Annotated in this window: 16 protein-coding genes, 2 tRNA genes and 2 pseudogenes; 12 read left to right on the forward strand and 8 right to left on the reverse strand. The window is 45.3% G+C overall.

Annotated features, from left to right (window positions below):
- The coding region (locus tag AB4323_RS08215; protein WP_372152130.1) for a VCBS domain-containing protein at positions 1 to 2,263 on the reverse strand (2,263 nt) is incomplete at its 3' end.
- Positions 2,264 to 2,496: 233 nt separating this feature from the next.
- On the opposite strand from AB4323_RS08215, the gene AB4323_RS08220 reads away from it, so the two are divergent.
- The 5 genes from AB4323_RS08220 to AB4323_RS08240 all read left to right on the forward strand — a co-directional run bounded on the left by AB4323_RS08220 (position 2,497) and on the right by AB4323_RS08240 (position 10,024).
- A complete protein-coding gene (locus AB4323_RS08220; protein WP_017064449.1) occupies positions 2,497 to 2,961 on the forward strand; it encodes a hypothetical protein in 465 nt (154 codons plus the stop codon).
- Positions 2,962 to 3,060: 99 nt separating this feature from the next.
- Positions 3,061 to 4,488: a TolC family protein gene (locus AB4323_RS08225; protein WP_372058990.1), complete on the forward strand. Its 1,428-nt coding sequence runs from the start codon at positions 3,061 to 3,063 to the stop codon at positions 4,486 to 4,488.
- Positions 4,489 to 4,498: 10 nt separating this feature from the next.
- The gene (locus AB4323_RS08230; protein WP_372058986.1) at positions 4,499 to 6,241 is read left to right on the forward strand and encodes an efflux RND transporter periplasmic adaptor subunit; all 1,743 of its coding nucleotides are present in this window, start codon (positions 4,499 to 4,501) and stop codon (positions 6,239 to 6,241) included.
- Positions 6,238 to 9,381: an efflux RND transporter permease subunit gene (locus AB4323_RS08235; RefSeq protein WP_372152132.1), complete on the forward strand. Its 3,144-nt coding sequence runs from the start codon at positions 6,238 to 6,240 to the stop codon at positions 9,379 to 9,381. Before AB4323_RS08230 ends, AB4323_RS08235 begins: the two co-directional genes overlap by 4 nt.
- A 103-nt stretch (positions 9,382 to 9,484) precedes the next feature.
- Positions 9,485 to 10,024, forward strand: coding sequence for a cupredoxin family protein (locus tag AB4323_RS08240; protein ID WP_229648411.1), 540 nt, complete (start codon positions 9,485 to 9,487; stop codon positions 10,022 to 10,024).
- Between the two features lie 126 nt (positions 10,025 to 10,150).
- Here the strand turns inward: AB4323_RS08240 and AB4323_RS08245 are convergent, their stop codons facing one another.
- From AB4323_RS08245 to AB4323_RS08255, 3 genes are all read right to left on the reverse strand, one after another.
- Positions 10,151 to 10,408, reverse strand: coding sequence for a hypothetical protein (locus tag AB4323_RS08245; protein ID WP_065583933.1), 258 nt, complete (start codon positions 10,406 to 10,408; stop codon positions 10,151 to 10,153).
- 307 nt (positions 10,409 to 10,715) lie between these two features.
- Positions 10,716 to 10,790: transfer RNA gene (locus AB4323_RS08250), tRNA-Gly, on the reverse strand.
- 38 nt (positions 10,791 to 10,828) lie between these two features.
- Positions 10,829 to 10,903, reverse strand: a tRNA-Gly gene (locus AB4323_RS08255).
- Between the two features lie 523 nt (positions 10,904 to 11,426).
- Here AB4323_RS08255 and AB4323_RS08260 point away from each other — a divergent pair.
- The 6 genes and pseudogenes from AB4323_RS08260 (at position 11,427) to AB4323_RS08285 (ending at position 16,891) form a co-directional block, all read left to right on the forward strand.
- Positions 11,427 to 12,590 (forward strand): threonine/serine exporter family protein, encoded by a 1,164-nt coding sequence (locus AB4323_RS08260; RefSeq protein ID WP_017058966.1) that lies wholly within the window; start codon positions 11,427 to 11,429, stop codon positions 12,588 to 12,590.
- A gap of 179 nt (positions 12,591 to 12,769) precedes the next feature.
- Complete coding sequence (locus tag AB4323_RS08265) at positions 12,770 to 13,108, forward strand: zinc ribbon domain-containing protein YjdM (protein WP_017088858.1); 339 nt, start codon at positions 12,770 to 12,772, stop codon at positions 13,106 to 13,108.
- Between the two features lie 72 nt (positions 13,109 to 13,180).
- Entirely contained in the window at positions 13,181 to 13,675 is a 495-nt protein-coding gene (locus tag AB4323_RS08270; RefSeq protein WP_372152134.1) for a GNAT family N-acetyltransferase, read from the forward strand.
- Positions 13,676 to 13,765: 90 nt separating this feature from the next.
- Positions 13,766 to 14,197 carry a GNAT family N-acetyltransferase gene (locus AB4323_RS08275; RefSeq protein ID WP_372152136.1) on the forward strand — a complete coding sequence of 144 codons (432 nt, stop codon included), beginning with the start codon at positions 13,766 to 13,768 and terminating at the stop codon, positions 14,195 to 14,197.
- 140 nt (positions 14,198 to 14,337) lie between these two features.
- Complete coding sequence (locus tag AB4323_RS08280) at positions 14,338 to 15,699, forward strand: DUF1800 family protein (RefSeq protein WP_372152138.1); 1,362 nt, start codon at positions 14,338 to 14,340, stop codon at positions 15,697 to 15,699.
- A gap of 8 nt (positions 15,700 to 15,707) precedes the next feature.
- Positions 15,708 to 16,891: pseudogene (locus tag AB4323_RS08285) on the forward strand (DUF1501 domain-containing protein).
- Positions 16,892 to 16,959: 68 nt separating this feature from the next.
- Here AB4323_RS08285 and AB4323_RS08290 read toward each other — a convergent pair.
- Positions 16,960 to 17,571 carry a LysE family translocator gene (locus AB4323_RS08290; protein WP_102428566.1) on the reverse strand — a complete coding sequence of 204 codons (612 nt, stop codon included), beginning with the start codon at positions 17,569 to 17,571 and terminating at the stop codon, positions 16,960 to 16,962.
- 102 nt (positions 17,572 to 17,673) lie between these two features.
- On the opposite strand from AB4323_RS08290, the pseudogene AB4323_RS08295 reads away from it, so the two are divergent.
- Positions 17,674 to 18,555: pseudogene (locus tag AB4323_RS08295) on the forward strand (LysR family transcriptional regulator).
- A gap of 63 nt (positions 18,556 to 18,618) precedes the next feature.
- Here the strand turns inward: AB4323_RS08295 and AB4323_RS08300 are convergent.
- The 3 genes from AB4323_RS08300 to AB4323_RS08310 form a co-directional block, all read right to left on the reverse strand.
- The gene (locus tag AB4323_RS08300) at positions 18,619 to 19,563 is read right to left on the reverse strand and encodes an ADP-ribosylglycohydrolase family protein (protein WP_102428565.1); all 945 of its coding nucleotides are present in this window, start codon (positions 19,561 to 19,563) and stop codon (positions 18,619 to 18,621) included.
- Positions 19,564 to 19,755: 192 nt separating this feature from the next.
- Positions 19,756 to 20,682 (reverse strand): amino acid ABC transporter permease, encoded by a 927-nt coding sequence (locus AB4323_RS08305; RefSeq protein WP_102428564.1) that lies wholly within the window; start codon positions 20,680 to 20,682, stop codon positions 19,756 to 19,758.
- Positions 20,683 to 20,820: 138 nt separating this feature from the next.
- Positions 20,821 to 21,630 (reverse strand): transporter substrate-binding domain-containing protein, encoded by an 810-nt coding sequence (locus AB4323_RS08310; RefSeq protein ID WP_017062665.1) that lies wholly within the window; start codon positions 21,628 to 21,630, stop codon positions 20,821 to 20,823.
- Between the last annotated feature and the right edge of the window lie 7 nt (positions 21,631 to 21,637).

Raw genomic sequence — 21,637 nt, forward strand, 5'->3', positions numbered from 1 at the left:
TTGTGCCATCAATAGACGACACCGTGAAGGTTTCTTCAACTTTATCGCCGACGTTTAATTGGTTAAACGCACTGTTGGCGGTGAACGACCAATGACCATTGGCATCAATAGTCAGGTCACCGTTGGTGCCAGTAATTGAATCCGGTGTGAATGCATTATCTGGATTATCTACGTCGGTACTGTTCAATGTTCCTGATGTCGTTACCGCTTTGTCGGTTTCATCGATGGCGACGGTCGCACTGCTGACAGTAGCTTTATCATTGGTGCCATTGATCGTCACTTTTATGGTCGACGGTGTGCCATCGATGGATGACACCGTGAAGGTTTCTTCGACTTTATCGCCGACGTTCAATTTATTAAACGCGCTGTTGGCGGTGAACGCCCAATGACCATTGACATCAATGGTGAGGTCGCCATTTGTGCCTGCAATGGAACCTGGCGTGAAGGTATTGTCTGGGTTATCCACGTCAGTACTGGTTAGCGTACCTGAAGCCGTTACCGCTCTGTCGGTTTCATCTATACTGACCGTTGCTGTACTGACCGTCGCTTTATCGTTGGTGCCATTGATATAAACATTAAGTTCAAATACCGATCCATCTTTTGTATGTATTTTAAAGCGCTCGGTTAGCGTGTCGCCATTATTCAGTTGTTCTATATTCGGATTGTTATTGTTAGCAATGTAAGACCAAGTGCCTTGACTCGTAAGTTTTAATTCGCCATAAGCCCCATGTAGATTCTCAGGCAAAAATGTTGATTCGTTGAAGTCTTTATCATCAACATGTAATTGACCGCCGGTATGTAAATGGCCATTTTGCACATTTACATCCTCATATATGGTTTTCCCCAGTCCCGAAGGAGGTGCACTAATATTTGCCTTTGAGGGGAGGTGTGGAGATTGACTGCTTACTACTGGATTATCATTAGTGCCTCTCACGTTGATAGTTACGTTGTGAGGTGTACCGTCGGCAGAGTGAACAGTGACGATGTCTGTCGCAGTTGAACCTTGGCCAAGTCTTTGAACTACTGGGTTATTGTTGTCTAAATTGTATGTCCACGCACCGTCTTTGGTGATGCTTAGCGTACCGAAATTGCTAGTTACTTGTGATGCCTGAAAATGATCTTCTCCAAGATCAGAGTCCGTTACCGAAAGCTGCCCTTGAACTTGTGTCGTTAAATCTTCAGTTAACGTGCCAGCATCCACACCCGTAATTACGGCATTGTCATCGTTGCCACCTATTGTCATATCGATCGTTTGCGGTGTGCCATCTTTGGTGTGAATTGTGAAACTTTCATGCAGTGAAGTGGCTGCGGTTAAAGCTTGAACATTAGAGAGCGAGTTATCAACTTGATACTGCCAATGTCCATCAGCATCGATAGTTAATGAACCATATTTACCTGAGATAACTTCCGGCGTAACCGAACTTTCATTTTGGTCAGGGTCTATGACATCGATTTTGCCGTTCGCATGTAACAAGCCTTGTGAATCAATATTGTGATCTTCTGTTACCACACCTGTTAAGTCTCCAGAAATATTTGGCGTGTCTTGCTTACCTGTTACCGGTATCTGAACAATGATGCTCGAGCCATTAGATAGATGTAACGCAAAATGATCAGTACATGGTTGGTGCTGGTTTAACAGGATGTATTGAGGAGAATTTGGATTCAATACGAATGTGTATTGACCATTTGCATCAACATGAAGCTCTCCGTACGTACCTTTTATGACTTCTGGCATAAAGGTGACGGGTAAAGCGGGTGTCGTCGGCGCATTTGAATTAGTCGGCTGACCGTTACTTCCTGAGGAGATAGTCGGCATCGATACCGAAGGAATGTAATGGACTTGCGGGTGAGAAAGCGTCGACAAATGATGAGAAGGAACCAAGTTAGAGCTCGAACCATGGGCGGCATGACTTGCACTTAAGGTTGAGTTTACGTCGTTGTCACTCGCCTGAGCGTCTTGGAGAGCAACCGCTGATGAGTCCGCCTTGCTATGGTCATCGGTGACATCTTTTTCGGTCACGTTATTTGCGGTTACTTGATCTGCAGCGTCGCTGGCATTGTCTATACTTTCTGCAGCAGCGTGTTTAGCCAATGATGGCAAAATCATCATGAGTGACTGAAAAAGTGGGATATTCACTTTTAGATGTGAATGCAGTCTGCGCTTCTTTTTTTGTGTTGGTTTCTTTTGTTCTAGCTTGTTACTTTTCTTATTTTTGATTTCTGTATTTTTCTTGTTTGCTTCGACGTTTTTTTTGTTAGCCATTTTTATCATCCGTGAATCGTGGTTGCACTATCTTAAGTAAAATACACAGATAGAGGTTTCGCTAGCTAATTGGATAATTTTTAAAGAAAAAACTGCAAAGTCGAAGAATTATCTCATTTTGATGAAAGAGAGGATGAATACTTTTTCAACGGTCAGGCAAATATCGGCACAATGGCATTGACCTTACCCTAAGGGTAACGTTTATAGTTGCGGTGTAAATTCAAAGGTAAGCTATGACAAACACATTCCGAAAAACTTGGATTATTGTTTTCAGCATCATTGCGATGTTGATGTCTAGCTATGCCTCAAGCTCCTCAGCCTTGATGACTGAAGTAATGATGATGGAAATGGGGTCGAGCAAGTCGGCTTGTTACCACAGCGATACTTCGGTTAATGATTCAATGGCGGGGTGTCATGTGATGAGTGAAGAAGTACACGCTGAAGACTCTAACATGAGTGCCCATGCTTTGATGGCTCAATGCGATATGTCTTCAATGAGCGAAGACGGTAGCTCGATGATGGGTAACCATTGTTCGAGTGTCGATTGCTGTGCCTCAATGTGTTCTGCAAGTCCCTATCCAATTCAGGCTGTTCAAGCCGTTGATCAACTTTCCTTTTCATTAGCTCGTTTTCAATCGGTCACGATTGGCCAGAAAGTCGCACGCGCTCAATCTTTGCTACGCCCACCTTCCGCATAAATCTATATCTAAAAATACAGCTCTATCAGTTAGATAAATCTGATAAGCCATTCTTTTTTATGCGCTAATTAGCGTTAGATATGGACATTCATTGTGAATATGAAACCAACAACCTCTGTGTTTGTCATGAACACGAGCTTAGTGGTTGCTGCTACCTTGCCTATGGCCTTGTTTTCAAGTGCTACGCTCGCGGCTACCACGGCGTCAGCTTCAAATGCTCAACACATTTCAGCACATGACCAAGCAAGCTCGACGCAGCAACTCAATACACTGATTGAGATTGCTTTAAGCGAAGATGGAAATCGCAAACAGTACTTTGCTCAGTCTCAAGCGATGCGAGAAACGGGCATTGCCAGCTCGACCTTAATGGATCCTAAATTAAAAGTTGGATTTGGCGGTTTGCCTGTCGATAGTTTTCAATTCGACGAAGACCCGATGACCAATATATCGGTAGGGTTGATGCAGCAGTTTGAGCGTGGCGATACGCTTAACCTTCAACAAAAAAAGGCAGGCCAACAGGCAGATGCTTTAGCTTTGCAGGTGCAAGCAAGAGAATTGACGGTTGCGAATAGCATGACGCAGCTTTGGCTTAAGTTAGGTTATCAGCAAAAGGCTGAGTCGGTGATTCGTCAAAATCGTCGTTTGTTGGTTGAGCTTGAAAACTATGTACAAACCAATTACTCGATTGGTAAAAGCGAAGCGCAAGATCTGCTTAATGCTCAGCTCCAAGTGAGCAAGCTTGATGAGAAACTTCAGGCAAACCAGCAGGTTCAGCGTCGTCTAATCTCTCAGCTTTCTGAATGGTTGGGTTCTGATTGGCTAGGCTCTCAGGTTCTTGATTCTCAGGGCACACTGAATGCAACTAACCAAATCGATTGGTCATTGTTGGAAAGCAAATTAGCGACCAATATCGATTCAACCAAGCACTACCAGCTACTGACTGACCATCCTTTGGTTAAGATCTCCGATGTCAGTATTTCCTCCAATCAAACTCAGGTCGAGTTAGCCGAGCAAGCTTATACCCCGCAGTTTGGGGTGGAAGTGATGTATGCACACCGTCAAGCCAATAACATGGCGGGTGAACCAGCTTCTGATCTGGTGAGTGCTTATCTGACAGTCGACATCCCGCTGTTTACAGGGAACCGACAAGATAAAAACTTATCGGCTGCTCAGTATCAAGTTGGTGCGGCTAAATCTCAAAAAGACACCTTACTTTCCCAAATGAACGCGCAAGTGAACGCATTGCTGGTGGACAGATCAAATCTGATCCAGCGATTAGATCGCTATCAAACGTCCTTGCTTCCTCAAACTGCAGCACGAATCAGTGCGGTTGAGAGGGGCTATCAAAACAATACCGCTCAGTTTAACGATGTCATTTTAGCAACGACCGATGAGCTGGCGCTTAAGTTAGAGCAACAACGTTTGATCACCGATCTCAACATCGTTAACAGCAAACTGGCGGCGTTAGTCAGTGGCTTTGAATACCAAGTAAATCAACCACAGCTTGTAACCACAGAGAATCAGTAAGGGATAGATAATGAGTTCAGTAAAAGTAGCAACAATCGCTTTATTGGTCGGTGGTGCATTGGGTTTTGGTGTGAACCATTTTCTGATTAATCCAGCACACGACATGTCAGCAATGGCAACGAGTACAGGCGCAGATGTAAGTAAACAGGCCAGCGATGAGCCTTTGTATTGGGTAGCTCCGATGGACCCAAATTATCAGCGTGATAAGCCGGGCCAGTCGCCAATGGGGATGGATCTTATCCCTGTGTATGCAGACGATGTGAACGGCGGAGCTAAAGATAAGCCCGGAACCGTGTTTATTGATTCTTCCGTGGAAAATAACCTTGGCGTGAAAACCGCACAAGTCACACGAGAAGCGCTATCACCGCGCATTGAAACCGTGGGTTATGTGGCGTTCGATGAAAGTACATTGTGGCAAACCAACGTAAGAGCAGCTGGTTGGGTTGAGAAGCTCTACATCAACGCAGTGGGTGAGAAGGTAAACAAAGGTGATGTACTTTTCACACTCTATTCTCCAGAGCTTGTTAAAGCACAAGAAGAGTTGATCAGTGCTTATAAAACGGGTCGTAAAGGTTTGATCAAGGGCTCGACTGAACGCTTGGTCACCCTAGGTGTAGATAAAGCGCAGATACGATCCATCGCTCGTAAAGGGAAAGCCTCGCAAACCATCGAAATCAAAGCGCCTGCGGATGGTGTCATCGCTAGCCTGAATATTCGAGAAGGTGGTTATCTTTCACCTGCACAAGCGGTGATCAGTGCTGGCCCATTAGGCGAGGTATGGGTTGATGCTGAGGTGTTTGAGCGCCAAGCACACTGGATCTCATCAGGCAGCAATGCCGAAATGACACTGGATGCGATTCCCGGTAAGGAGTGGCAGGGCAACGTCGATTATGTCTACCCAATTCTGGACCCGAAAACTCGAACCTTGCGCGTTCGTTTGAAGTTCTCCAATCCCCATGGCGAGCTTAAGCCAAATATGTTTGCAAATATTGCGCTGAAACCCATTAGTGATGAAGCGGTTCTTACTATCCCAAGATCTTCGGTGATTCACTCCGGTGGTATGACTCGAGTGGTGATGTCAGAAGGTTCTGGCAAGTATCGCTCTGCTCGTATTGAGGTTGGTCGTGAAGCTGGCGAAAAAATAGAGGTGCTTCAAGGGCTAGAGCAAGGTGAGAGTATTGTCACTTCTGCACACTTCATGTTGGATTCTGAATCGAGCCAATCAGCTGATCTGTCACGCATCAATGGTGTTGAGGAAGAAGCGGAAACCGTATGGGCAAACGGTGAAATTTCCGATGTTATGCAAGGCAGCCGTATGGTGACGATTAACCATCAGCCTGTTCCAGAATGGGATTGGCCGGGCATGGTGATGAATTTCACGTTTGCGGAAGGCTTAGACATGAGTGACGTGCAACGTGGTAAGGCGATTGATTTTGAGATGAGAAAGACAGAGTCAGGGCAGTACGAGGTTGTTGATTACAAGGTCAACAAACACAAGATCGCAGGCGAAGTTTGGGTAACGGGTGAAATCACTATGTTGATGGCTGATTTTGGCATGATCACTGTAAAACATCAGCCAGTCCCAGAGTGGAATTGGAAAGCGGGTGAAATGAATTTCCAAGCCAGTGATGACCTTGATTTATCTGAGTTTTCCGAGGGTCAAACCATTCAGTTTCTAGTGGCGAAGCAAGGTTCTGATTACGTGCTCAAATCTCTCGAACCGACGAATAGCACGGGTGAGGGCGAACTATGATCAATGCAATCATTCGCTGGTCTATTAGCAATCGCTTCTTAGTGCTGGTTGCCACTGTAGCCATCGTATTTGGCGGCTTATACAGCGTTAAAAATACACCTGTCGATGCCATTCCTGATTTGTCAGATGTTCAGGTGATCATCAAAACCAGTTATCCGGGGCAAGCGCCGCAAGTGGTCGAGGATCAGGTGACTTATCCATTAACCACCGCCATGTTAGCTGTACCGGGTGCTGAAACGGTTCGTGGCTACTCGTTCTTTGGCGATTCGTATGTCTATATCATCTTCAATGATGATACTGATATGTATTGGGCGCGTTCTCGCGTGTTGGAATACTTAAGCCAAGTGGCGCCTAATTTGCCATCAAGTGCTAAGCCAACATTAGGGCCAGATGCAACCGGTGTGGGTTGGGTTTACAGCTATGTATTGCAAGACAAAACTGGTCAGCACGACTTAGCGGAACTCCGTAGCCTGCAAGATTGGTTCTTGAAGTACGAGCTACAAACCGTAGATGGTGTATCTGAAGTCGCGACCGTTGGCGGTATGGTGAAGCAGTATCAAGTGCAGATTGATCCGGCCAAATTACGTGCTTATGACCTAACGCTTCAACAGGTCAACAAAGCAATCCAAGATGGTAATCAAGAAACCGGTGCGTCTGTTGTTGAGATTGCGGAAGCCGAGCACATGGTTCGTACGACGGGTTACCTGACAAGCATTGAAGACATTCAATCTTTGCCGCTAAAAGTGACCGACAAAGGTACTCCGCTGCTATTAGGTGACATTGCTGATATTAACCTCGGCCCGCAAATGCGTCGTGGTATCTCGGAACTCAACGGTGAGGGCGAGGCGGTTGGCGGCGTTATCGTGATGCGCTTTGGTGAAAATGCCAGTGAAGTGATCGACTCGGTTAAATCCAAACTCGCTGAACTGCAAGCTGGCTTGCCTGATGGTGTTGAGATTGTCGCGACTTATGACCGTTCGACTTTGATTTATTCAGCCGTTGAAAACCTTTGGAAGAAGCTGGCTGAAGAGTTCATCGTGGTCGCCGTGGTGTGTGCGCTGTTCTTGTTCCATATCCGCTCGTCGTTGGTTATCGCACTAAGTCTGCCTGTTGGTATCTTAGGTGCATTCATTGTGATGCATTGGCAGGGTATTAACGCCAATATCATGTCTCTTGGCGGGATCGCGATTGCGATTGGCGCCATGGTGGATGGTGCCATCGTGATGATCGAGAACGTTCATAAACACATTGAACGGACTCCGCTCACTGACAAAAACCGTTGGCAGGTGATTGGTAAGGCAGCAGAAGAAGTTGGCGCTCCGCTATTCTTCTCTCTGATTATCATTACCTTGAGTTTTGTGCCTGTGTTCGCGCTAGAAGGGCAAGAGGGCAAGATGTTCTCGCCACTTGCATTTACCAAGACGTATGCAATGGCCGCTGCAGCCGGTTTGGCTATCACGCTTGTTCCTGTGCTAATGGGTTACTTCATTCGCGGCAACGTGTTACCTGAACACAAAAACCCAGTAAACCGAAGCCTAGTGGCGATGTATAAACCGCTTCTGAACCTCAGCCTCAAGTATCCCAAGGTGATGATTGTTATCGCACTTGGCTTAATGGCGTCTGCTTATTACCCAACCAGTAAGCTTGGTAGTGAGTTCATTCCTCCTTTGGATGAAGGGGATTTGATGTACATGCCAACCACGTATCCGGGCATCTCAATTGGTAAAGCGCGTGAGTTGTTGCAACAAACCAACAAACTCATCAAAACCATTCCAGAAGTCGAAACCACGTGGGGCAAAATTGGTCGAGCAGAGACAGCAACCGATCCTGCGCCACTGACTATGATTGAAACGGTTATTCAGCTTAAACCGCGAGATCAGTGGCGTGACGGTGTCACTACGGAGTCTCTGCGTAAAGAGTTTGATGATCTGATTCAATTCCCCGGTTTGACCAATGCTTGGGTCATGCCAATCAAAACGCGTATCGACATGTTGGCGACCGGTATCAAAACGCCAATTGGTATCAAAATCGCAGGCCCAGATCTGAGCGTGATTGAGGATATTGGTTCGCAACTTGAACCCACCCTCAACAGCGTCAGTGGTACGGCTTCTGTCTACGCCGAGCGTGTTGCGGGCGGTCGTTACGTCACGATAGACATTAAACGCCGCTCTGCTGCGCGATATGGCTTGAGCATTAAAGAAGTGCAACAGGTTATCTCGACTGCGGTTGGTGGCATGAACGTGGGTGAAACCGTTGAGGGACTAGAGCGTTACCCGATCAATGTCCGTTATCCACAAAGCTATCGTGATTCTGTCGTTAAGTTACAGAACCTACCGTTAGTGACACCAAACGGTGCTCGTATCGCGCTTTCTGATGTCGCGGATATTCGATATGAAGATGGCCCTCCGATGATCAAAACAGAGAATGCGCGTCCTAATGGTTGGGTGTTCGTGGATATCGAAGGGCGTGACCTTGGTTCTTATGTGGCAGAGGCACAAAAAGTCGTTACAGATCAAATTGTTTTGCCTGCGGGTTACTCACTGGCTTGGTCTGGTCAATACGAGTACATGGAACGCGCCAAAGAACGTTTAAGTGTCGTTGTGCCAATTACCATCGCCATCATCATGTTGTTGCTCTACCTCAGTTTCCGCCGTGTCGGTGAGGTGATGATGATCATGCTGACATTACCACTCGCGATGGTTGGTGGTTTATGGCTAATGCATATCCTCAATTACAACTTCTCCATTGCAGTGGGGGGGGGCTTCATCGCCCTTGCCGGGGTAGCTGTTGAGATAGGTGTGATCATGTTGGTCTACCTAAACCAAGCATGGCACTACAAAAAATTGGATGCGGAGCAGAACCAGCAAGCACTTCAGAGTGAAGACTTAACGGATGCGATTCGTGAGGGTGCAGGACTGCGTGTTCGTCCTGTGATGATGACAGTACTTACGGTGATCATTGGCCTCATTCCAATTATGTATGGCGAGGGAACGGGCTCTGAAGTGATGCAGCGAATTGCCGCGCCGATGATAGGCGGAATGGCGTCGGCACTGTTGCTTACCCTACTGGTTTTGCCTGCAATCTTTAAGCTCTGGAAACAGCGAGAGATTACTCAGAGCCAAAACGAGACAAGTAAATAACGCACTGACTATAAAGCCCTTACTTGCGAGACCGGAGTAGGTAAGGGCGCACCACATGAATATGTGAAACTAACATAAAACAGAATTAATCTAAGGAACGACCATGAAAAAGACACTAATTGCTATCGCTCTAACACTGACCACTGCAACGGCTTTTGCTGAAATGGATCACTCAATGATGAAAAATGGAGAGATGGATCATTCAAAAATGGATCACAGCATGATGAAGGATGGAAAGATGGACCATTCGATGATGAATATGGAAGGCATGTCTGAAGTGGGTATGCCTGCGACAGGCGCAAAGCCGGATAAAGTGGTTCATGTTCTGCTAAGTGACGATATGAAAATCACATTTAAGAACAAGGTTGATATTGAGCCAAACGACGTGGTGCAGTTTGTTGTGATGAATACGGGCAAGATTGATCACGAATTCTCGATTGGTTCTGCTTCAGAGCAGCTAGAGCACCGTGAAATGATGAAAAACACGGGTAATCACGCCCATGACTCGGGTAGCACAGTTACAGTTAAGCCGGGTAAAGCGAAGCAATTGCTGTGGCATTTCCATGGTGATAATAACGTAGAGTTAGCGTGCAATATCCCTGGTCACGCTGAAGCGGGTATGGTGAAGTCGTTAACGCTTTAGACGTTAATCAATAGCGCTTTGTTGAATTAGAAATTCAATGAGGGCTAGAAAATTAAAGATAAGTCTTAACTTATACCTAAAGCGCTTTGCTGTGAGGGATTCGCTGAGGCTTATCTTTATTTATAGTCACTGTAGCAAGATAGAAGTTTCAAGCAGATGGTGTGCTTCGCCGCTCAGATGCGGTAGCTCTGCCATGATCTTTTTAAACTTGTCATCGATTGACTCTGCTTCATTCAGCGATCGAAAAGCCAGTACAGCCTGTTCAGGCTCGCTGTTCACATAACCTTTCAATGTATCTAGCTGAATTTTATTGGCATTTTCAACTTTTGCTAGCGCGACATTAATTGCTTCGATGCTAATTGTTAACTCATTGCTTTTAAACATTTTTTATTATTTATGGGTTGTTGCTAATGCGCGCACATTAACACAATGATTTTTGCAGATATTGACCAAGATTATTAAATTGGAACAATTTTGAAAATCATTAAAAGCTGAACTGCAATGTGTGATTTGGATAGGTGTCAGAAATACGAAGCGAATTAAGGAGTTAATAGCTTTGGTTGGTCAATCTAAGCTTAAACAAAATAAGTTTAATCAGTATAGATTTAATGACTATGGATTTAACTAACGGAGAAAGTTTTTGAATAGCGTGTCGCTGGAATAAAGCACGTCATGGAGCATAAGGAGAAGTTGGAGCGTGCAGCGGGAATCGAACCCGCATCATCAGCTTGGAAGGCTGAGGTAATAGCCATTATACGATGCACGCACACTGTCTTAAGAGTAAGACTGAGGCATCAAGAAGACTGGAGCGTACAGCGGGAATCGAACCCGCATCATCAGCTTGGAAGGCTGAGGTAATAGCCATTATACGATGTACGCACATCGTCTTAACGAGAGTGATAATGCCACATCTAACTGAAAACGAAACCTTTTTCTTTCATTTTTATTCTAAGTGCTCGCATAACCACCACTCCGCTAGTTTTTCAATCATGTTCGGCGTTTTCAGAGTGAATAAAATGTGACTAAACTCTCGTTAAACGGAGGGCGAGAAACAATGGAAAATCCCCCGCTATTTCTGTGACAAATTCGGTTTGATTTATAAACCAGTTTGTTGGTGTTAGCTTGTCATAAAACCCATACAAATTAAGGAATTTGGAGTGTTAACATAAACTGATTTTTAATCGTGTTTTGGCGTCCATTAATAACAATCTGAATGCATAAATTTAACTTATTAGTCGGTCAAAACATTCAGTAAACTAATCCCAAATGAGTAGAGTTATAGAGACTTCTAAGCCTTTGCAGAAAAAAGTAACGAGTTCAGTTGATAATTCACGCAAAAGCCTCGTCATTCCGTCTGTCGTTTGGTACATTTGCCGCACATTTTGTCTCCCCTAAAATACCCATGCCTTCTCAGTTCCGAATTAACAAAATTGTTGAAATTGGTGATACTCTTCACCGCAGTGGTTGCGCTCCGTATAAGCTTGAAAAATATACACAATATTATGCTAAAAAGCATGGTGTGGATGTGATGATCCAAGCAACGCCAACCGCGATTAATTATCAGTTTCCAGACGATAACAACGCCGTTATTCTTAAGCGTCTAAAGCCTGCGTCAATTAACCTGAGTTTGTTGGCCAATACGATCATTCGTATTAACCAGCCAAGCAGTGAGCCTGTACCAGAACCTGTCGGTTACTCAAAATTTGTGACTGCACTTGCCAATATGGGTATTCCGCCTGCTTATTTGATGCTGGTGGGCAGTACGTTGGAAGCGGTGGGCTTTTCTGCGTTATTGGGTTTGATGGTGTGGGTATGTCAGCAAGTTCTTCATTCACGTCGTGCTATCGCGGTTGAGTTCATCTCGGCACTGCTAACCGGTATCTTCGTGGCGTTTCTGGCGAGCACAGGGTTGCCGATTCCGGTGTGGGCGTTGTGTATCGCCTCGATTGTCTTGTTTGTCCCCGGGTTATCCATAGCTAACGCATTAGAATGTTTGGCGTTTAATGACTTGGTTTCTGGTACCAGCTTGCTAGGGCAGAGCGCCTTAACCCTGATTAAGCTGTTTGTCGGGATTATCATGGGGCTCAACATCGGTGAAGCGATATGGGGACAAGCGGTCTCCATCGACTATACCAACGCGGTACCGATGTGGATGCACATATCTGGCTTGGTGCTGATCTCTGTGTCTATCGGTGTGATGTTCAATGCTCGCCCTAAAGACATCTTACTTGGTTTGCCAGTTGCCGTTCTCGGTATGTGGGGCCCATTCTATCTAGGTTTTGATAGTGGTTGGGTTGTCGGCACTTGGGTGACGACGGTTCTTATTACTTTGTACGGAACTTGGATTGCCAAGAAGATGGAGCTCACGGGTTCTATTTATATCGTGCAAGGGATCATCATCTTGGTTCCGGGTAGCCGAGTATTAGTGAGTGCCAGCCAGTCGGTGTTTGAACAATCGATTTTGCCTATCCCGAGTATTGGTTTATCGGCGTTATTCATGTTCTCGGCAATCGTGGCAGGGCAAATTACCGCTTACTCGATTTACTCACCAAAAGTCGAACGTTAAGCCGTTCCGCTTTTCAAACCTTTAAACAAACACAGCTTAGCGGCTGTGTTTGTTCGTTTAGGTACTGCTCTTTTTTTAAAGACAATGAGCTCTCCGTAAAACTTGTTAGATTTATGCTCGCTAAGCCTGACAAGAGCCATTAAAATGGAACAAATTCTATTTAAATGAAGTATTAACGTATGTCTCTACCTCCGTGCCCGCAATGCCAATCTGAATATGTCTATCAAGACCAAAACAACCTAATCTGCCCTGAGTGTGCCTACGAATGGAACCCAGAAGAAGAGCGTTTAGAAAGAGAAGCCGCGCGTGTTAAGGACGTGAATGGCGTTGTATTGGAAAGTGGCGATAAAGTTACCTTCATTAAAGATCTAAAAATTAAAGGCAGTTCCAGCGTTCTGAAAATCGGCACCAAAGCTGTGATTCGACGCATCAATGAAGGCAAAGATCACCAACTAGATTGCAAGCTGGATGGTGGCGGTGAAATGCTGGTTACGGCGAAGTACGTTAAGAAGCAGTAGTCGATAATAGGTCAAAATTGCGAGTCGCTCCTGAACTAAATAGCGTAGAAGCCGTTGGAGAATCAACATCATATGGACATGGTTAAAGCTGCTCTTTCACATTCAACGGCCTTTCATTACTATGTGAACGCTTGCGCTGAGGATGGGGTAGATATTTACACGGGGATTTCCGATGGCAGTGATGCCTATTTAGAAAGACGAATTGCTTATTCAAAAGGTGAGGGTTTGCCAGAAGGGTGGACGCCTGCTTCTACTTATTTTTGTTTTGAGTCTGGGCGTATTCTTGGAGTGATAAGAGTTCGTCATGGTACCAGTCCGTACATCCACGATGTCATTGGACATATCGGATATGAGACGCTGCCGCAAGCCAGAGGGCGGGGTATCGCAAGTCATATGTTGTCTTGGATTCAACGACAGGTATTGACTGAAAGCGCTATCATTACCTGTGAGAGGGGTAATATTGCTTCGCAAAAAGTGATTGTGAAGTGCGGTGGACAATTCCTGAGTACCTTTTACTCAGAGCAAGATAAACACGAAGTCTTACGTTACCAACTAGAACCCAAATGAACATTTAAGCGTGGCATTTAGTTTTATCGGGGGCGCTGAATTCCGGTTTTAGCGAAAATGAAACCACAGCCAATTATTGTTGGAGGTATTTTGAAGTATTCAACAAGAGCTGCTCAGTCATCAGATTATGAATTTCTGTTCGAGCTTAAGAGGGCCGCTGAGTTCGAACCTATCAAGGCCGTATTTGGCTGGGATGAGCAGGTTCAACGAGATATACACGCTGAAGAGTGGGCAGAAGAACGGCCTGAAATCATTGAATATCAAGGCAAGGCGATTGGCAGTGTGTTGTTGCAAGACAAAGGCGAACACTTCTATTTTTGCCGATTCTTCTTATTGCCTGAGTATCATGGAAAGGGCATTGGTAGCCAAGTACTGAAAGATTGCTTAACTAAGGCTGACAGCCTCAATAAACCCGTCGAACTTTGTTACCTGCAAGGTAATCGAGTTGGGGAGTTGTACTTGAGGTTTGGCTTTGAAATCACCTCGCAAAACGAGCAGTTTGTCTATATGTGGCGTAAATAGACACTCATTCAAAATGATCACACCGTGTCGGTAACTTGATAGGCACCTGACACTTATCTAACGTAAAACCTTGTAAAGCTCCCTATGCTTGATGACTAAGCGATTACACTTAGAAAAGATCGAGCGTAAGGGAGTGTGCAATGAATTATTACCCGACTTCAAAAATCGTGGGTGAACAAAGGTTTGGCTTTGGGCCAAAACTAGGTCAAACAACCTATTATTCTCCTGTAGAACAGTTGGATAAAAAGCCATTCGTTCACCAAGCTATACAAGACTTACCGAGTACTGAATCTACTCTGATTAAAGTAGGAGAGAATCGTGTACAACGAATGAAGGCCAAGGGTGACGAACAACAGATGCAAGCCACGAAGAAAGAAGCGCAGTCTTTTCTTCGAACGCAGTATCGACAACAAGCTCAAGCTCGCCACCTACAAAGTGTTGAAACTCCTTATGGTTTTCAAGAGCGCATCATTCAGTTTTGGAGCAATCACTTCGCCATCTCGGTCGATAATCGAAAACTGATGCCCTTGGCCGCCAGCATTGAAAACGATGTGGTTCGCCAGCATTGGAATGGTAACTTTGGCGAGATGCTGATGGCTTCTTCTAAACATCCTGCGATGCTTCTGTATCTCGACAATCAACTCTCGATTGGTCCCAATTCAAAAGTCGGAAAGCGCCGTAATAAGGGGCTCAATGAGAACCTCGCTCGTGAGATCTTAGAACTCCACACTCTTGGCGTTGACGGTTCTTACACTCAGCAAGACGTCATTGCCTTAGCAAAAGCGATTTCAGGCTGGGGCATTAAATTCAAATCTCCTGATGCTGGGTTTCGATTTGCTAATAACCTGCATGAGCCAGGAAGTATCACACTGCTTGGAAAGGCTTATTCTCAATCCGGCGTCTCGCAAGGAGAGTCGTGTTTAAAAACCTTAGCGACCCACAAAGACACTGCTGCGCACTTGGTTGATAAGCTTTGCCAGCATTTCATTGGCGACATATCTAAAGAACTCTCAGAGCAAATGGTTGCTGAATATCTGAAAGGCGAGGGAGATTTACTGCCTATCTATCGCTTGTTATTGAACAGCGCTGAGGCGAGTAAACCTAACCCTAATCGTTTTAGACCGCCGAAGGAGTGGCTGTTTGCCGTTCTTCGTAGTGCCGATATTTCTTTAAACGAGAAACAGGCATTCAATGCACTCAACAATTTAGGGCAGCCTCCTTTTAAACCGGGTTCACCTGCAGGCTGGTCGGATCAAGACAGAGACTACAATAGCCCTTCGGCGTTGACTCAACGTATGCAAGTTGCGAATAGGCTTGCGTCTGCTGCAATAAAATCGGCTAAAGCGTCAGGAGTTAAGCCGAAAGCGGTAGTGGATAAAGTGATCGCGGGTTTATATGGCGATGCTATTGATGAACACACCCAAATTGTATTGAACAAAGCCGACAGCGCTGCAATGCAACTTTCCCTGTTGTGGCTAAGTCCGCAGTTTCAATATCGTTAGGAGTGGGTATGAAAAAGTCAGATTGTTCTCAGAATAAAGCGCCACATAGTATTAACCGCCGCCAGTTCATGGGTATTGCGGCGGCTGTTGGCGTCAGTGCGATGCTGCCATTTCCAAGCTTTGCCAAAACAGGTTCAGACAATATCTTCATTTGGGTATCACTGCGTGGCGCGATGGATGGTTTAAATGTTGTAGTGCCGCATGCCGATCCGGATTACTCTAATTTGAGACCCAACATCGGATTAAAACCTGAACAGCTAGTGAAGTTGGATGATTTCTTTGGGCTCCATCCGTCCCTAAAGCAATGCCATCAATGGTATGAGAGTAACGAACTCAGCTTTGTACACGCTTGTTCAACCGCTTATCGCGAGCGCTCACATTTTGATGGACAGAAGATATTGGAGAATGGCACTTCCGACCCGTTTAACACCGTAGGGTGGATTAACCGTTTACTCACGTTGAGCTCAGAAAAATACGATGGAATAGCGATTGATTCGGGCTTACCACTCATCATGCAGGGCGAATCGACCGTTGCAAGTTGGTACCCAAACCGCTTAAAAACACGTGATAAACAAACGGAACTGCTGGAAGAGTTGTTTCAAAGTGACCAAATGCTGTCTTCAAACTTTGAAAGTGTCATGAAGATAGATCAACTGGTAGGCGACCAAGGTGTCGGCAAACAGTTTAAATCATTGATGGGTAAAACAGGCGACATATTGTCGGCTGATAACGGACCAAACATCGCAGCGAACTCGGTGGGTGGGACACTCACGCCAATCAAGGCAACGTAAATGGACGGTTGAGTAATCAGCTTAAAACTTTGGATGTTGGGTTAGCGGCTCTCAAAGCTTCACTAGGTGATCGTTGGCAGAAGACAGTGATCATTGCAGCCAGTGAATTTGGTCGAACAGCAAAAGAAAACGGCACCAAAGGCACCGACCATGGCACTGGCAACGTCATGTTTGTTGCGGGTGGTGCGCTGCCATCGTTGAAAGGAGCGGGTGGTAAGGTTATTACCAATTGGCCAGGCTTGAGCCAAAGCCAGCTATATGAAGGCCGAGACCTTAGTCCAACGACTGATATGCGTTCGGTTATCAAGGGTGTGCTCAACCGACATTTATCGATAGAAGTGAAACAACTCAACGCTATCTTCCCTGATAGTGCCGATATTAGACCGATGAATCTTGTTTAGAGTTTTACCAAGACCCAGTTAGATGCGATTCAGTCGTTTGAATCGCTCTCTATTTGTGACTCGCTTGTTTACGATTTAATCGCCAACAGTGCTCCGAACGTCACTAAGCCAAATCCACATGCTTGATTAAGCCTTTTCTTTGCTCTCAATAGATGCTTTTGCAATGTATTCGAAGTAAACAGCATAGCGACAACGCCAAACCATAAACCGTGAAGAACGATCATGTAAAGCCCATAGCCGAGCGCGACATGCTGGTTTTCTGCATCAGGTGAGATGACTTGGCTGAAGATGCTCAAAAAGAACAACATGGTTTTTGGGTTGAGCACGTTACATAAGAAGCCTTGGGCTAAATAGCGCCAAACACTGGTGCTTTGCTTTGCATCTTCCATCGGTGCAAGCTTGTTGTCCGCACTCAAGATACCTTTTAGCCCTAGATAAATAAGGTAGGTCGCACCTGCGTATCTAATCATGTCAAACAGCTGCTCATTCTGTGAGATTAAGTAACTGATCCCAAGCATTGAATAACTGATGTGAGCACAAATCGCTAAACTCACACCGATTGCAGTCCAAATCCCTGCTTGTCTTCCTTGGTTGACACTGTTTTTCAAAACTAAAACGAAATCAGCGCCTGGGCTGATAACAATCAATAGTCCCAATACTGCTAGGATTAACCACTCCATAATGACTCCAACTCTTTATATTTGATGAGCCAGCATTGTATGGTTTTTTATTGCTGCCTATAATCGAAATGAATTCCACCTATCTGTGAGAAAAAATCACACATGAGACATTTGAAAGCATTTCATATTTTCCACGTAGCAGCGCATTCGAGTAGTTACAGTGAAGCGGCGGATAAACTCAATATCACACATGGCGCGGTGAGTAAGTAGATCAAGGTATTGGAAAATCACTTATCCCAAGTTTTGTTCTACAAACAGGGCAGGAATGTGTGTCTCACCAAAGAAGGGGAATTACTCAAAGGTTACACAGAGCAAGCGTTCCAAGCCTTGGAGACTGGAGTCCATAAGCTTAATCAGCTGAATCATCAAGCGTTGGAAGTTTCATGCGAACCCACATTGACCATGCGTTGGTTAATGCCTCGACTCGGTGATTTCTATAACGAATCCGGAATTGATGTTCGATTGTCGACTGCTGGTGGGCCTGTGAACTTGAATGCGACAGGGCTCGATATGGCGATTCGCCGAGATGACTTTAAATTAACCGAGCGTTACGAACAGATACCACTAGTTGAAGAGTGGGTAGGCCCTGTGTGTTCCCCGGGTTATTGGCAGCAGGTAAAAGATAACTTAGATGATGTGAAATTACTGCACAGCAGTACACGGCCAGGTGCTTGGAGTCATTGGGGTGCTATCACTATAGATAAAGTTAATGGTGGAGAGTGGTCAAAAGCTCGAGCGAACCAAACATTTGCACACTTCTACTTTTGCTTTCAGGCGGCTGTCGATGGGTTAGGCATAGCGCTTGGGTCTTATCCACTTGTCGCCGACGATCTTGAAAGAGGTAACTTGATCGCGCCGTTTGGCTTCGTACCTTCTGGTCACCAGTACATATTGCTCACGCAAGATAGCAACCATGAAGAGCCAGAAAGCCCGTTTGTTGTTTGGCTGAAGAATGAGTTATCGCAGTGTGTTCCAACTTTATAGGAACGACATCCGACCTAGAAGTGTGCTTGTCTTATGTCAGGCTCTAGTTCGTTGTTGTGGAAATCACTCAATAGGCAAAGACAGCACGCCACCATTGAGTTCGACTTGTTTTAGCCATTCGGTTGGAATTTCGCCATCTCCTTCGTAGAAACACGCCGCTAATACCGCGCCAATTACAATCGCACGACCGCAGCTGTCACCACCACATAAGATGTTGTCGCGAATGCCTTGTTGATAACTCTGAGCACCTGCAATAATGCGAATCAGCAAGGGGAACGCGGCACTCAGTTCACAATGCAATCCAAACTTCTTCGCGGCATCTGTAATCGAAAGCTCTGGATCAGCCAGTGCTTCGTCGATTTGATCGTGTATGAACTTGCTACAAGTTTGTCGCACCATTTCTACCGATTGCAGTGGAGAGTTGCCTTGAATTGCCGCTTGAACCAATAAGGTGATGGCTTGTGCCCATTCCACGGCTTTGTCGTTGTTGTTGGTCACTCGTACCGCACTCTCTACCATTGCTGGTAAGGTGTGAGAAGTATAAGTACATGCGATTAATGGAATGATCTTTGAGACTGTGGGGAGCTGTGTATCATCCGCACCACACGCTGTAATCGGAGCGTTTGCCAATTCTAATTGATGGATGTTCAACAAGCTCATACGAGTCGCTTTATCAATGTAGCCTTTCCAACTACCACCAAAATCAAACCAGAATCGGAAGTGCTTGATGTAGCTCGCTTCATCGTACTGTTGGTTGTCGACTAAACTGTCGACCATCGCCAATAGCTGAGCACCATACTGTGATTGTTCACCTGCGGTTTTTCCTTGGTGAGCAAAGTAGCCCTTGTCTTGATAATCGAACTGATTCGGTGAGCGAAATTCTGGCTCAAAACCTGCTACGTGTAAGATCCTCTCTTGGTCATATAGCCAGTGCAGCCCCATTGAAGCAGCGTCTCCAACTAATGCGCCGACAACGGCGTAAAAAGCTCTTTCTTTATGATTGTCCATGTTGAGCGATGTCCTTGAGATGAATCAACGTAGTTCGATACGTTAAGTATAGTGATTAGCCGAGCATTTTGCTGTGTTTCTAAGAAGAAATATGAAGGAATAAATTCTGACTGATCAATAACTTAAATCAATCAGGTGAAATGGGTAAGGGTGATGAATAGCTGGGCGAGTCGGTACTTCTTATTAATGACGTTACTGATGGTTAAGGTAAGCACTAGAACGTTGCTCAATCACTTTGAACAGACGCGAAAGCACAAAGCATAAAGCAAAATATACGAAGCCTACAATCAGCCAGATCTCGAAGATCAAACCGGAAGAGTTCGCCATTTCAGTGCCAACAAATGTCATCTCTTGAATCGAAATCAGGGATACAATCGAGGTATCTTTTACTAGAGAAATTGCCTGACCTGCTAAAGGCGGTGTGATGGCCGTTAATACTTGCGGGCCAACCACAAATCGATACTTAGACAACGCCGATAAGCCGAGTGAATCGGCCGCTTCCCATTGCCCTTTAGGAATACTTTCTAAGCCAGCTCGAATCACTTCTGCGATGTAAGCCGAAGAGAGCAAACCAATACAGATAACACCAGACGCCAAGTTTTCCCAAAGGTTAGCAGGACCAAACAGAAAGGCTTGAACAGCGTTAATCTCGCCGTTGTGTTCACGTAAGATACTTTCTAAACCAAGTAATGGAATCAGTTGGTTAGAAACGAAGAAATAGAATATGAAGACAAAAACCAGTGGTGGAATATTTCGAACCAGTTGGATAAAAATCAGTGCAGGCGTACGAAAGAAAGCAATTTTAGAGTGCCTAGCAACGCCAAGTAATGTGCCAAAAGAGAGTGCTAAAACCATGCTCCAAACACTCAAGCGCAGTGTCGCGATCAAGCCTTGGAAAAAGTAAGGAATATTGCCTTGAGAAGGCGGAATGAAAATCAGGGTAAACGCATCTTCCCAGCGCCAATGGTAGTTAATACCAACAGCGGAACGATAATAAAGCCAACCTGCGAACGCGAAAATGATCGCAAACAACACTCCATCTAATAGATTGAGGCGTTGATACCAAGGCTTCGTGTGAAGGTTGGGCTTGGGCGTTGATAATGCGCTAGTACTACTCACGTCATTCCTGTTTAAACAATGATAATTAATATGCTGTGAGAGTGGCTATGAGTTTATAGCTATCTCGGGTGTTTCTTAAAAGACAGTACCAGCAAGGTACTGCCTTGATTGGTTCTTTAGCGTCTAATTGGCAGTTGATTACTGACCTTGAGCAATCTGGTCTTGCCAATCTAGAGTAGAGAACCAGTACTCGTAACGCTCTTTCAACCAACCGTCTTCAGTACGTGCTTTGATCCACTCGTTGAAGAATTCTGTCTTGTCAGTTTCACCTAGGCGAACTGCAAATGCTTCATTACCTTTTGATAGGCGTTCTTCGAATGGAATAAATAGCGTGTCTGCGTTTTTAATCGCTTCATGTTCTGGTTTCGGGCTAGACGCGATAACTGCGTGCGCGTTTCCGTTTAACACTTCTTGGAATGCTTGAGCATCGTCATCGAACTGTAGAACTTTCGCTTTAGGGAAGGTTTCACGAGCCACTTGAACTGTGAACGCACCACGACGCGCAGCGATTTTTACACGGCGAGAATCAAAATCAGAGATTTGTGTATAACCTTCTGCTAGCTCTTTATTCGCCGCCAGTTGGACGCCGGAGTGCGAGTAAGGTTCAGTGAACAATACGCTTTTAGCGCGAGCTTCAGTGATAGACATACCGCCAATGATTACATCAAACTTGTTCGAAAGTAGAGAAGGGATGATGCCGTCCCATGCCGTCGGTACGAATTCAACTTTCCAGCCAGAATCTTCAGCAAGACGTTTTGCTACATCGATTTCAAAGCCAACAAGATCGCCTTGTTTGTTACGCATCGCCCAAGGAACAAATGTCGACATACCAACGCGTAGAGAGCCACGTTCGTTGATTTTGTCTAGGTTAGGCGTTTCAGAAGCAAGTGCAGGCAAACTGACGGCAAGCGCAAGTAGGGCTGTAATTGCGGTTTTAAATAGCTTCATGCTGATA

Origin of the sequence: Vibrio sp. 10N.261.52.C11 (assembly GCF_041471405.1) — a bacterium.
Classification (GTDB): Bacteria; Pseudomonadota; Gammaproteobacteria; order Enterobacterales; family Vibrionaceae; genus Vibrio; species Vibrio crassostreae_C.